Annotated in this window: 12 protein-coding genes; all 12 read left to right on the forward strand. The window is 53.1% G+C overall.

Annotated elements, in window-relative coordinates; translation table 11 throughout:
* Nucleotides 1–7: 7 nt before the first annotated feature.
* The 12 genes from ENGE1_RS06910 to mobC all read left to right on the forward strand — a co-directional run bounded on the left by ENGE1_RS06910 (nucleotide 8) and on the right by mobC (nucleotide 12,631).
* Nucleotides 8–2,755, forward strand: a complete 2,748-nt coding sequence (locus tag ENGE1_RS06910; protein ID WP_064360575.1) for a VirB4 family type IV secretion/conjugal transfer ATPase — start codon at nucleotides 8–10, stop codon at nucleotides 2,753–2,755.
* A gap of 22 nt (nucleotides 2,756–2,777) precedes the next feature.
* Nucleotides 2,778–3,506, forward strand: coding sequence for a TrbJ/VirB5 family protein (locus ENGE1_RS06915; RefSeq protein ID WP_064360576.1), 729 nt, complete (start codon nucleotides 2,778–2,780; stop codon nucleotides 3,504–3,506).
* Between the two features lie 11 nt (nucleotides 3,507–3,517).
* A complete protein-coding gene (locus ENGE1_RS06920) occupies nucleotides 3,518–3,793 on the forward strand; it encodes an EexN family lipoprotein (protein ID WP_064360577.1) in 276 nt (91 codons plus the stop codon).
* A 70-nt stretch (nucleotides 3,794–3,863) separates the two neighbouring features.
* Complete coding sequence (locus ENGE1_RS06925) at nucleotides 3,864–4,895, forward strand: TrbL/VirB6 family protein (protein ID WP_064360578.1); 1,032 nt, start codon at nucleotides 3,864–3,866, stop codon at nucleotides 4,893–4,895.
* Nucleotides 4,896–4,984: 89 nt separating this feature from the next.
* Nucleotides 4,985–5,125, forward strand: a complete 141-nt coding sequence (locus tag ENGE1_RS28960) for a hypothetical protein (RefSeq protein WP_032936799.1) — start codon at nucleotides 4,985–4,987, stop codon at nucleotides 5,123–5,125.
* Nucleotides 5,118–5,801 carry a VirB8 family type IV secretion system protein gene (locus tag ENGE1_RS06930; protein WP_049096908.1) on the forward strand — a complete coding sequence of 228 codons (684 nt, stop codon included), beginning with the start codon at nucleotides 5,118–5,120 and terminating at the stop codon, nucleotides 5,799–5,801. The genes ENGE1_RS28960 and ENGE1_RS06930 overlap by 8 nt, the downstream gene beginning before the upstream one ends.
* The gene (virB9, locus tag ENGE1_RS06935) at nucleotides 5,801–6,688 is read left to right on the forward strand and encodes a P-type conjugative transfer protein VirB9 (RefSeq protein ID WP_064360579.1); all 888 of its coding nucleotides are present in this window, start codon (nucleotides 5,801–5,803) and stop codon (nucleotides 6,686–6,688) included. Before ENGE1_RS06930 ends, virB9 begins: the two co-directional genes overlap by 1 nt.
* Nucleotides 6,685–7,989: a VirB10/TraB/TrbI family type IV secretion system protein gene (gene virB10 / locus ENGE1_RS06940; RefSeq protein ID WP_064360580.1), complete on the forward strand. Its 1,305-nt coding sequence runs from the start codon at nucleotides 6,685–6,687 to the stop codon at nucleotides 7,987–7,989. The genes virB9 and virB10 overlap by 4 nt, the downstream gene beginning before the upstream one ends.
* The gene (gene virB11, locus ENGE1_RS06945; RefSeq protein WP_064360581.1) at nucleotides 7,979–8,998 is read left to right on the forward strand and encodes a P-type DNA transfer ATPase VirB11; all 1,020 of its coding nucleotides are present in this window, start codon (nucleotides 7,979–7,981) and stop codon (nucleotides 8,996–8,998) included. The genes virB10 and virB11 overlap by 11 nt, the downstream gene beginning before the upstream one ends.
* Before the next feature lie 60 nt (nucleotides 8,999–9,058).
* Nucleotides 9,059–9,361, forward strand: coding sequence for a TrbM/KikA/MpfK family conjugal transfer protein (locus ENGE1_RS26830; protein WP_073971308.1), 303 nt, complete (start codon nucleotides 9,059–9,061; stop codon nucleotides 9,359–9,361).
* Between the two features lie 769 nt (nucleotides 9,362–10,130).
* Nucleotides 10,131–11,867, forward strand: a complete 1,737-nt coding sequence (locus ENGE1_RS06950; protein WP_064360582.1) for a type IV secretory system conjugative DNA transfer family protein — start codon at nucleotides 10,131–10,133, stop codon at nucleotides 11,865–11,867.
* An 8-nt stretch (nucleotides 11,868–11,875) separates the two neighbouring features.
* Complete coding sequence (gene mobC, locus ENGE1_RS06955) at nucleotides 11,876–12,631, forward strand: MobC family replication-relaxation protein (RefSeq protein ID WP_064360595.1); 756 nt, start codon at nucleotides 11,876–11,878, stop codon at nucleotides 12,629–12,631.
* The last annotated feature ends 111 nt before the right edge of the window (nucleotides 12,632–12,742 follow it).

The raw sequence follows: 12,742 nt of genomic DNA on the forward strand, positions 1-12,742 counted from the left end.
GGTAACGATGGCTACGCTGAATAAAGCACTCACGCGGCCTGCCGCCATTATGGGTATTCCTCTTGTGCCGTTCGTTCTCGTCAGCGGGGCCATCGTCCTGCTGGCGGTCTATGTCAGCTATTACCTGGCACTGTTGCTGATCCCGGCCTGGGCGGAAATGAAAAATAAAGCCCGGAAGGATATTCATTATTTCAGTCTGCTCTGGCTGGCATTTAAAACCCGTGGGCGACTTTTCACCAGTAAGCATTTTGGCGCGAATGCCCTTCTGGCAAACCAGTACGATAATGTTGATGTGTCGGAGTTTATTCAGAAAATGAAATTAAACGAGCGTATTACGCTGGATAAATATATTCCGTATTCCTCCCATATTCACCCTTACGTCATCAGAAACCGTCACCGTGATTTGGTTGCCACCTGGGAACTGGGCGGTACAGTCTTTGAATGTGAAGACGAACATCACCTGACCCTGATGGCCACGCATCTGAACAATATTATCCGCTCGTATGAAGGTCTGCCGGTAACATTTTATATTCACCGGCTCCGTGAAAAATACCATGATGCTTTTGAAGCCTGTTCGGGCATACCCTTTTCTGATGACGTGACCCGGCGGTATTACCAGCCGGTAAAAGAAAAACCGTTCTGGCGGCACCGGCTGTTTTTCACCGTCTGCTACGCGCCGTTATCTGCGATTGAGAAAAAAACCATGAAAGCGCAGTCGCACGGTAAACGCCAGCCAGCTCTGGATGACGCGCTCAAAATCATGCAGGAATACCGTGAAGCACTGGAATCTTCATTATCCCGCTATATGGCAACGCCGCTGGGGATATATGAAGAAAACGGGCGGGTATATTCCTCGCAACTGGCGTTCTTCCATCGTCTGCTTACCGGTCGCTGGCAGAAAGTGACCGTAACGCGCTCGCCGTTTTATGAAACGCTCAGTACGCCAGACGTGTTTTTCACCACCGACACCGGTGAATGCCAGACGGTCAGCGGTTCCCGCTTCTTCCGCAGCCTGGAGATTAAGGATTATTCCCCGGAAACCCATACCGGTATGCTGGATGCGCTGCTGTACGCTGAAAGCGAGTATGTTCTGACGCAGTCCTTTACCTGCATGGCACGGGATGAGGCGCAGCATCATATCCGGCTGGCGGAAAAACGGCTGAACTCCACGGACGACGACGCGATTTCCCAGCGCGAAGAGCTGATTGTCCTGCGCGACCTGCTGCAGTCCGGGCATGTGTCGTGCGGTAAATTCCACTTTTCCCTGCTGATCTCCTCAGAAAGTCCCGGACAGGTGGTGAAGGACACTAACGTTCTGGCCCAGCCCTTCGCCGATCTGGGTATTATGACGACGCTCTCCACCCTGTCACTGCCCGCCGCATATCTGGCGCAACTGCCGGGCGTCTATACGCTGCGTCCCCGACTGGTGGCCGTCAGCAGCCAGAATTTTGCCGATATGGCCTGCCTGCATAACTTCCATCCCCACAAACGCAGCGGTAATCCGTGGGGGGAAGCCATCGCCATCCTCACATCTCCCGGCGGTGGCGGGTATTACCTGAACCTGCACGACAGCCAGGCCGGGCGGGATGACACCGGTGAGAAAACGCCGGGGAATACGGCGATTATCGGAAAAACCGGCTCCGGTAAAACCCTGCTGATGACTGTCATGCAGCAGCTGATGCAGAAGTACCGTAACCCGGCAACGTTTGCGCCTTCTGCCACCATCAAACGGCTGACCACGGTGTATTTCGATAAGGACCGGGCGGCGGAGATGGCGATCCGCCAGGCGGGTGGACGATACTTCCGCATCCGTACCGGCGAGCCCACCGGCTTCAACCCGTTTGCGCTGGAGCCAACCCGCCGGAACATCAGTTTCATCAAACGGCTGGTGCGCATGCTGTGCCGCCGCAACGGTAAGCCGCTCGATCCGCGCGATGAGGAGCGGATCAGTGTCGCCGTTGACACCATCATGCTGGACTATCCGCCGGAGTACCGCCGGTTAGGGATCACCCGGCTGCTGGAAGTGCTGCCGGAGCCGCCGACTACAGATGCCCGCACCAACGGGCTGCGTATTCGCCTGAAACAGTGGGCGCAGGGGGGCGAGTTCGGCTGGGTGTTTGATAACGAGGCCGATACATTCACCATCAGCGATGTCGATAACTTTGGTATCGACGGCACCGAATTTCTGGATGATGACGATATTCGCGGCCCCATCACATTTTACCTGCTGTATCGCGTGACCAGCCTGCTGGACGGTCGCCGCCTGGTGATGTTTATGGATGAGTTCTGGCGCTGGCTGGCCGATGTCGAATTTTCCCGCTTCTCCCTCAATATGCTGAAAGTCATCCGCAAGCTGAACGGTATCTTCGTCCCGGCAACACAGTCACCGGATGAAATCGTCAGACACCCCATCGCCCCGGCGATTATTGAGCAGTGCGGCACCCAGATTTTCCTCGCCAACCCGAAGGCCAGCCATACGGATTACGTGGAGAAAATGAAAGTGCCGGACAGCGTTTATGAGACGGTCAGGAATCTGGATCCAGGCGAGCATTATATGGTCATCCTGAAAACACCGCTTCGGGCCGGGGAAACGCGCCCGTTTGTGGCAATGGCGAAAATGGATCTGTCCGGACTGGGTAAACTCACCCGGCTTCTCAGCGGCAGTGAGGACAACCTGAAAATATTCGATGCCATTTATCAGGACGGTATGCGACCTGATGAATGGAAAGAAACCTTCCTTGAGCGGGCAATCTGATATTCATACGGAGGTCATTGATATGCGGACCCGATATACCTTTCTGGCATTATCGTTATTTTTCTCGACGCAGGCGTTCAGCGGCGGAATACCGGTTTTCGATGCCGTGCAGAATACCGAATCCATTAACCAGTGGATGCAGAAACTACAGCAATGGGAGGATACGGCTACCCATTATAAAAGTGAACTTGATGCATATAAGAAGCAACTGGCTACCGCAACCGGCGTGCGGGATATTCAGGGTTTTCTCAGTGATGCCCGAAGTCTGAAAACCGATATTGATAATCTCCGTAAGAGCGGTATTTCACTGGATGATCTGCTGACCACGCAAAACAGTTCATATTCTTCTGAACTGCAAAACCTTTACAATAAATACAAATCGTTCAGCGTATGCAGCGAGGAACAGGAAGGAATAAAATCTCAGGGCCTGGCCGACAGTTGTAAACAGATGATCCTCAATCAGGCAATGGCGATTGAGAATACCACTGACGTTGAAAACAGGATCAACAGCACACTCAGCGACATATCAGACTTATCTGACCGTATATCGAATGCGCAGGACTCGAAAGAGTCTCAGGATCTGGCTAACGCCATCGCGGCGAAAAGCGTACAGTTAAATGCGCTGACGAATCAGTGGGAGATGTCTGTCAGACAGGCTGAACAGCGAACGACATTGCTGGAACAGCAAAGACAGAAAGCCTTTGAACAGCAGCAGCTAACGGCACCTGTTGCTGACCTTAATAATTTATAAGGAGGTTATCCGTGCTCAGATCCTTAATCACCTTATGCACACTCTCAGGCGTGATATTACTGTCCGGCTGCAAGGAAACCAAATCCGAAGCCTGGTATAAGCAGCATCCTGACGAAACATATGCGGTTTATACGCAATGCCTGAAGGATGGCGAGGCAAGCGATAACTGCGAATTTGCCCACCGGGCAGCACTTATGTTTGCACAGGAAGGCCAGCCCGGGGTTAAGGAGAAATTCGGGGCGATATTTCAGCAGGAAGCTGAAAAACGAAATGCAGTGACACAGTAATTTCTCCTCCAGCAAAACAGGGAATTCTCCCTGTTTTTATTTCCTTTCTTTATATATCAGGTGAGGCATCATGTCCGGTGGTATTTTTGTTGGTATGGACAAAAACATCATGGATGGACTGAATGCCGTACTGGAAGGTCAGTCTTCCACTTACGGCACGATGATCAGCGTCATCATCGTCAGCTCTTTTACCTTATTTATACTGTACCGCGGTTACCAGACACTGGCTGGCAAACTCCGGACCCCGGTTGAAGATGTCGTCTGGGATGTGGGGCGAATGCTGCTGATCACCACCTTTGCGTTAAACCGGGATGGCTGGCTGGATTTGGCGGTAGCGGCTATCCAGGGACTCAAAGACGGTATCAGCGGCGATGATAACGTCTGGGCGCTGCTCGATACCGTCTGGGAAAAGGCACAGGCGCTGGGGCAAAAGTTATTTAATATGGACACCTCAACTTACGTCAAACTGAATGGCGGCCTTGCCGAAGTCCTGGTATGGGGCGGCTCTGTTGTCCTGCTGATGGCAGCCACCTTTGTGAACCTGCTCGCCGAAATCACCATCCTGTTAATGACGACCACCGCGCCGCTCTTTATTTTCTGCCTGTTGTACGGTTTTCTTAAACCGATGTTTGATAACTGGCTGAAAACAATTTTCGCGGCAATATTAACGATCATGTTTTCTGCCTTATCCATCCGTATTGCCATTAATTACCTGAATAAGATACTGGATGCTGCAACAAAAACATCCGCTGAAACCAATATGGTAACACTGGCGGCGCAGTGCCTGCTGGCCGGGATAGCGGCAGGTGTGGTGGTCTGGTTCTCCGCGAAGCTCGCCAGCGCACTCAGCGGGGCCGCCGTACAGGCGGTGCTGCAGGGTGCAGCCATGAGTGGCCTGAGCGGACTGGCGAATAAATCCGCCGACCTCACCGGGCCGGGTGTAAAGGGAGGTGCCCGCCTGGCTGCGAAAGGCGGCATGGCCGTCGCCGCGGCGACAGGCAGGCTCACCGGCGCAGGCGTGGGTAAAACCGTGAGCGCCTGGCAGAAACGCGCCGCCGCCATCGAAAGTATGAAACGCCTGAACCGGCAGCGTTACCGTTAATCCTCCCGGCTGTTAATTTCCTTTCCCCGTCACGCCGTGCCCAGCGCCACCGGTGCGGCATTCCTGCATCCATACGATAAGAGGCTTCCATGAAATTCAGCATCTTTCTTCTGATGCTGTGCGCGCTCACGGGCTGCGCACGGCATCAGGGCGACCTCCCGCCGGTATCCGGCGAACCCGAGCCGGTGAATTCCCCCGCCATCATTCAGGAGCTGACTCACCATGTCTGATATTCAGAACATTGTTAATGTTTCCCGCTCTTTTGAATCCATCCTGCTGGAAAAGGAAGAGCGTTCCCGAAGAACCGCCTGGCGGGTGGCCGCTGCCGGACTGATTCTGGCTGCAATGGCGATTGCGGCCATTATTATTCTGCTGCCGCTGAAAACTACCGACACTGAATTATGGTCAGTGGATAAACAGACCGGGCGCTATGAATATATGACCCGTGTGAAGGAGCGGGATATCTCGTCTGAAAAAGCACTGGCGCACTCTCTGGCAGCACACTATGTCAGACTTCGCGAGGGGTATAATTATTTCTCCCTCCAGCGTGATTATGACGACGTACAGTTATTTAACAGCGACAGCGTGAACCGGGACTATCTGGACGGGTTTAACGGTGACCAGGCACCGGACGTTATTTTTAATAAGGCGGAATATGTTGTCTATATCGACATTATTTCCAATGTTCATACGCCTGCCACCGGGCCGGATAATCTGGCAACCCTGCGTATCAAGCGCACTATCCGCCGTATTGCTGATAATTCTGTGAAAACGGATGTGTGGAATATCCGTCTCACATACCGCTACGTCCCGCACCGGCAACTGACCGACAGCCAGCGCGAAGTGAACCCGCTGGGCTTTATCGTCACCAGCTACCAGCGCGACAAAGAGCTGAGGGGGGAATGATGCTGAAATACATTCTGCTCCTCACGGGTTTACTGGCGTCATGCGTGGCATGGAGCGCGGCGACACCGCGCGGCAGCGCGTATGACAGCCGGATGCAGAACGTCACGTACAACAGCCAGAACGCCACGGTCGCCAGTACCCGACCCGGCTACGTCACCATGCTGGTGTTTGATGATGATGAAACCGTTATCGATGCGCAGGCGGGTTTCCCCAGAGGCTGGACCGTGACGAAAAGCGATAACCGGGTGGGCGTCAGCCCGAACCCGATTACCCAGCCGGTCACGGACGCCAGCGGCAACAACGTCAGTCAGGTGTTTCTGCCGACGGCAAAAGACTGGAAAACCAACCTGTTCGTGGTGACATCGAAGCGCGATTACAGCCTGGAGCTGAACGTGCTGGATAAAGACTCGCCCGCCCAGGCCTTTGTTATCCGCTACCACTATCCCGATGAGCAGCGGAAAAAGTCAGCGGCCACCAGCGCCACCCTCCAGCAACGACAGCAGGAAACACTGGACCGGCAGCGGATAGCGGCGGCATTCGGGCAGACAACCACGCCGCGCAACTGGCGCTATACAAAACGGGTGGCCGCCGGTTCCGCCGCCATCGCCCCGGACTTTACCTGGGATGACGGTCGTTTTGCGTATATCGGTTTTTCTCCTGCGAAAACCCTGCCTTCCGTTTTCCGGGTGGTTAACGGCCAGAAGCAGGCGGTCACGCCCGGAACGGTTAAACGGGGCAACTACACCGTGATGGTGGTTCCGGCATCGCCGCAACTGGTTCTGCGTTACGGCAGCTCGGTGGTGGGGATCGAAAACGACGGATTCGGGCGTATCCCGCTGACCAACAGTGACACCGTTTCGCCGTCCGTTACGCTGGAGGAAAAATGACCGACAAATCTTTCCCGGACGAACCGGAAAAAACCACCGCAGAATGGGAAGCAGAAGCCCGCGAACGCGCCCGCGCGGCAATGGCATATCAGGAACCGGAGCAGAAAACGCCGCCCGGTCAGCCGGAAGTGACCCGCTTTCGTAAAGCTTCTGGTCGCCGCACGCTGATCGTCAGCCTGCTGAGTCTGGTACTGGTCATCGCGCTGGCATCCGGTGGCGATCGTCTTCTCAGCGCCCTGAAAAGGGGTGCTGAGAAAGAATCTGACACCGCGCCGCCCTCCTCCGGGGCAGTGCTGCAGGAGCGTAAGAATCTGGGCATGGACAGTAACCCGTTTGGCCTGTTCGGGCCAGGGAGGCAGGAAAGCGCAGGCCCTGCCAGTCAGAGCGCCCCGGCCACTCCAGCTCTGCCGCCCGGGCAGCCCGCCCTGAACAAGGCGGCAGCACTGGCAGACGGGCTGAACAGCGGCAGTACAGGGTCAGGGGACAATACACGCACGTCCCGAAGAGGAGTGCGCAGCAACACGGAAACGTCGGGCAGACCGTCAGCCTCCACGGCGTACACATCCTGTCAGTCTGTACTGGTCAGTGGCGAAGATGGACGCCTGCGCTGCCCGGATACGACAGCACCGGCAGGCAGCAATAACAACGACGATCCGGGCGTTGCCCGCGTCACCGGTGTCAGGCGGCTGGGCCTCGATCCCGATCTCTATATCCCGGTGGATCGTTATATTCCGTGTTCGATGATGCGGCGCTTCGTATCCGATGTTGGCGGTCATATCTCCTGCCTGATCAGTGAGAATGTCTGGAGCGCCAGTAACCATGTGAAGCTGATCCCGGCAGGAACGGTCGCCCGTGGCGTCTACCGCACCGGCGCACTGCAACACGGGCGCAGCCGGATGTTTGTGCTGTGGACGGAGCTGCGCACACCGGAGCCCGGCAGCCTGCAAATCCCTTTCACTGATACGCAGGCCACTGGCCCGCTCGGTGAAGCAGGGATCGCAGGCTGGATCGACAGCCATTTCTGGGAGCGTTTCGGCAACGCCCTGATGCTCAGTACCGTGCAGGACGTGGCGGCAGCGGCATCAGATGCTGCGCCGGGTAAAGACCGCAATACCGACTATACCGAAAACACCCGCGCCGCCACGGCGGAAATGGCGAAAACGACGCTGGAAAACAGCATCAGTATCCCGCCCACGATGTACCTGAACCAGGGCGATGTGATCGGCATCATGACCGGCACGGATATTGATTTTTCCTCTGTTTATCAACTACAGCTAAAAAAGAAATGGTATGAGCGCTGAAAACCTGTCACTGGATTTTATGAAAAATCAGCTGTTCGGTGATTATCTGCCAGTCGAAGGGCTGACCGAAATCGCGATTAACCGACCGGGGGAACTGCACACCAAAATAAAGGGGGCATGGCAGCAGCGTGAATCCCCGATCACGCTGCGTCAGTGTTACGCCTTTGCCAGAGCACTGGCGTCCTGGCATGACGATAATATTGACGATACGTCACCGATACTGTCGGCCACGCTCGAATCCGGCGAGCGTATTCAGACGATTATTCCCCCCGCCTGTGAGCGTAATACGGTATCCATTACGTTACGCAAGCCCTCGTTTGAACAGAAAACACATCAGTCATGGATTGATGCGGGATTTTATCAGCGCGTGGCCGGTCAGGAAAATACGAAAAGTCAGGATAATGCACTGATCCGGTTATACCACAGCGGGGATATTCCCCGCTTTATGGAAAAGGCGGTGGAATACGGCAAAACAATTTTTATTGTGGGTGAAACCGGCTCCGGTAAAACCACCTATATGAAAACGCTGCTGCATTATATTCCGCTGCATCTCCGGCTGGTAACGATTGAAGATAATCCTGAAATCCGCTTTTATCACCATGCCAATTATGTTCATCTTTTTTACCCGGCGGATGCCGGGGATAACGCCATTGTCACACCCGGCAGGCTGATCCGGGCTAATTATCGTATGAACCCTGACCGGATATTACTGGCAGAAATTCGTGGGCGTGAAGCGTGGGACGGGCTGAAAATTGTCGGCTCGGGACATGAAGGACTAATCACCTCCCTGCATGCGGGCAGCCCGGAAGAATGTATTGAAGGGATCATTGACCGCTGCTATGAAAACCCCGACTGCCGGAATATTCCCTTTGATGTGCTGTTACGCAAGGTACTTAAAAGCATTGATGTCATCGTCAGTATTGACATACACGGCGATGTGCGCCGGATGAGTGATATTTACTTTAAGCCAGTTCATTTAAAAAGCATGAAAGAGGCATTCAGACAATAACTCTGGCAAATAACATTACCCTAAATACGCAACCTTTCATTAATCATACCGGTGACTGAAATGAAGAAAGTCATACTCTCCTTATTATTTCTCGGCGTTATGGCGTCATGTTCAACATCCGCAATGGCCGCTGATGCCTGCGAAGTGGTTTTATGTATGTACGGTAAAACAACGGGAAACAGCGGCAGCAGTGAATGTCATTCCGCTGAACGGGCATTCTTTAATATCGTGAAAGAGAATAAACACGGTTTTCTTCCTGACCATACGGCCGATGCCAGAAAATCGTTTTTACTTGAATGTGTTTCGGCAGACCCGGCGGCTATCAGTCAGGTCATCAGTAAATATGGCCGCGTTCGTGGTTAATACTGGCGAGACGGGCACAGAGCGTGACGGTTTTCAGGTTTTTACGGCTTCTGTTTTTCGCGGATTAAGAAGCGAAGAAACAGGGGCCGTAAAAATGAGGCAGCGGACAGAAATATTTTCGCGGGTTAAGGAGCGAAAATAATTCAGGCACCGCGCCTCACCTGCAAACAGCCGCGCCCACGCGGATTTTGCAGGCCGGGGGGAGCCGGATAAATTTCGCCGCCCCAGCGAGCGAAAAGCTGTCGCCCACGACAGCGATTTATTTGGGGGGCATCGCCCCGCACACCGTCGCAGCTAAGTCTCCGGCCAAAAGCCGGTAGCGTGGCGCGACCACCCTCTTTAAAGGTCAGCTTCCCTTTTATTCCCGCTGCGAGGAACGAGCAAAGGGAAGAAAAAGGCGAAAGCGACCGTCTTAAAGGGGGTGGTCGCGCATAGCGTGCGACGGTGTGCCGCCGTTGACCCTGGGGGTTTTGGCGCGGCGTCCAGCCACGACATTACCCCCATGTGACATGCAATGAGAGCGTCCAGCCCGAGCGTAATGTCACACGCCGTTGCCCGTCATTCGGGCGTTTCAGGGGACTGACGACCACCGGTCGGCAGACTTCTGAAACGCCCGAATGACGGGCATGAGCGCCGGAGGCGTTCAGTGCTTTTCGTCCTTTTATGGGCGTCACCGGTGGGCGTCGCGCAGGGGCGTGGGGTATCACGTCCATCGGTGACGTCCATGTGATGCGCCCGCCACACCGAAATCAGACCGGAGATCACTGCAATGAGAACTCATCTGTTGCAAAGGCTGAATGCCTTTTCGGATGCCTTTTCTGTTTTTCTGCTCTGGCTGCAACACAACCCGGTCATATTATCCGTGCTTGCCGGGCTGACGCTGCCCTTTATTTTTCATCTGCCACGCGAAGAAAGAAAAAACGCCCCCTTCTGGTTAAAACTGATGGCGGGTGTATCCACCTTCTTTCTCATATTTGGCACCCTGTCACCGCTGACCATTCAGGGGCTGAGTTTTTTCTTTAAGATGCTCGATAATGACATTCTGCTCAGATTACCACTATGGATACTGACTGTCGGATTTACGCTGGCAGGTCTGGCTTTTCATATTGCAGTCCGAAGGCTGCTGACGGGTGAAATCGACAGTTTAAAACATCGAATGATTAAAAAAAGTAAACTGGAAAGAAATGTCAGAACAGATGTTCGTGAAATCAGAAACATGTTACCTGACAGCATTGCGTATAATCCGCTGGATTATATTGACCTGAATAAAGGTATTTTTATCGGGCTGGATAAAGACAACCAGCCGCAATATATCCCCGCCGAAGAATTTCAAACTCAGCACGCCGACCTTATCGGCACCACAGGGTCTGGTAAAGGCGTCAGTGCCTGTGTGCTGCTTTATCAGGCAATACTTTCAGGTGAAGGCGTATTTGTAGAGGACCCAAAAAATGATGAGTGGGCACCGCATGTTCTGCAGGAGGCCTGTCAGAAAGCGGAAAAACAATTCGTCCTTATTAACCTGAATGACCTTAATTTTCAGCTTGATTTACTGGCTGATATTTCTCATGAACAACTGGAGGAACTGTTTAATGCCGGTTTCAGCCTGGGTAAAAAAGGCGAAGGTGCTGACTTTTATCGTATCGCCGACCGCCGGGCTGCCAGAAATACGGCAGCTATTTATGAAAAGGGCATGACATTACGCGACTTATTTAACACTGACTTTGTGAAATCTCTCAGTGAAAATGTACCTGCTTTTTATGGTGAGCTGGAGGAAATCGCTTTAGTGAATTCCATTAATGCCAGTAAGGGATTTTCATTAAAGACAATATTTGACGAAGGTGGCTGCTGTTACATCATTGGATCGATGCGTAATCAGAAAATCATTTCAGCGCAACGTATGATTTTAACACGACTTATCCAGATAGCCGAAACACGTGACCGGATAAAAGGCAAACCTCGCTCTGTCGCTATTTTCCTGGATGAACTTAAATATCACCTTTCCCGCCCGGCGCTTGAGGGACTTGGTGCGGCAAGAGATAAAGGCGTGCATATCATCATGGCGCATCAGTCGGTGAAAGATTTGTATGACTGTCCGGCAGACCTGGAGGGGAATGCCGTTGCCGGTTCGGTGATTGAGAACTGTAAATTCATGCTGGTTTATCGCCTTCGTGATCCGGATACCGCCGACTGGGTGGCTAGGATGACCGGCTCTATTCTGGTTGACGATGAGATGAGAAAAGTGAAAACGGATATCGCCCTGACGGAGAAAATGGAAACCGACCGGATGATCCGCCAGGCGGAACGCTATTATATCGACAGTAATATGCTGCTTAATCTGCCGAAATTTGTTGGTTTTGTATTTACCCAGAATGACCTAGCGAAGGCGACCAAGCTTTTTCACATACCGGCGAAAAAGCAATATCTCGACCTGCTGTCATTTGAGCATAAACACCCGCTGCATGTCAAAAGCGAAAATCAGGTTCACAAACCGTCCATTAATCTGTGAGGCTGCCCGTGCTTATTCATAACGTTGCTGAAAGAAATGAAGCCGCAAACCTGAGAATGGAAGCACTGCTGAATTTTCTTAAGGAAGAAACTTTCTCTGACTTTTCGACCTTAAAAAAAGTTGTCGGCTATAAAGGAAGACATAACCATGCGATGTATAACCTGCTGAATAAAGCGGTGGCTCTGGGATTTCTGAGTAAACATGAATATCCGGTACTGACCGGGAAAAAGGCATTGTGGGGAATAACCATGCCGGGGCTGGCAAGGGTGGTTAACGCCGAGGATCCTGTTTTTCCCGCTTATTTTGAGCCGGGAAAACTCAGGCACTGGACGCTGGAGCATCGTCTGTTAAACCAGAGGGTCAGACTAGCCCTGGAGGAAAAAGGCGGTACAGGCTGGCTTAACGGCGACCGGGGGGCGTTTATGGCGCGGTATGCCGGTGTACGGCACCGACCGGACGGCATTATTACCTTAAGCAGCGGTGCCATCATCGCGGTGGAAACCGAGCGCTCGCTGAAAACCCGAGCCCGCTATATCAACATAATTAACAGTCATCTGGCGGCCAGCGACAACGGATGCTGGCACTACACCATGTACGTCATGCCGGACGATAAGACCCGCGTGTCCCTTAGCAGACTTTTTGACAGCATCAGGACGGTAATAAGGAACAGTGTTCCCGTTCCATTTGATGCGAAAAACAGGGGAATGTTTCTTTTTCGCACTATTGACGAACTGGAAGCCCCCCCACCAGCAACATCTAAATGAAAGCTCGACGTAAAATAAGTCACCCCTTCCACCCAGAGCACTTTAATCGCAGGACACAGCGTTTTTACTGTCGCTTTGTACGTTGCGAAGCTTCGGGAAGTGCATAAGCAG

The sequence above is a fragment of the Pluralibacter gergoviae ATCC 33028 = NBRC 105706 genome (assembly GCF_001598855.1).
GTDB lineage: Bacteria > Pseudomonadota > Gammaproteobacteria > Enterobacterales > Enterobacteriaceae > Pluralibacter > Pluralibacter gergoviae.

Coding starts and splice junctions, on each gene's coding strand:
- ENGE1_RS06910 (WP_064360575.1), top strand. CDS start 8: ATGGCTACGCTGAATAAAGCACTCACGCGGCCTGCCGCCATTATGGGT.
- ENGE1_RS06915 (WP_064360576.1), top strand. CDS start 2,778: ATGCGGACCCGATATACCTTTCTGGCATTATCGTTATTTTTCTCGACG.
- ENGE1_RS06925 (WP_064360578.1), top strand. CDS start 3,864: ATGTCCGGTGGTATTTTTGTTGGTATGGACAAAAACATCATGGATGGA.
- ENGE1_RS28960 (WP_032936799.1), top strand. CDS start 4,985: ATGAAATTCAGCATCTTTCTTCTGATGCTGTGCGCGCTCACGGGCTGC.
- ENGE1_RS06930 (WP_049096908.1), top strand. CDS start 5,118: ATGTCTGATATTCAGAACATTGTTAATGTTTCCCGCTCTTTTGAATCC.
- virB9 (WP_064360579.1), top strand. CDS start 5,801: ATGCTGAAATACATTCTGCTCCTCACGGGTTTACTGGCGTCATGCGTG.
- virB10 (WP_064360580.1), top strand. CDS start 6,685: ATGACCGACAAATCTTTCCCGGACGAACCGGAAAAAACCACCGCAGAA.
- virB11 (WP_064360581.1), top strand. CDS start 7,979: ATGAGCGCTGAAAACCTGTCACTGGATTTTATGAAAAATCAGCTGTTC.
- ENGE1_RS26830 (WP_073971308.1), top strand. CDS start 9,059: ATGAAGAAAGTCATACTCTCCTTATTATTTCTCGGCGTTATGGCGTCA.
- ENGE1_RS06950 (WP_064360582.1), top strand. CDS start 10,131: ATGAGAACTCATCTGTTGCAAAGGCTGAATGCCTTTTCGGATGCCTTT.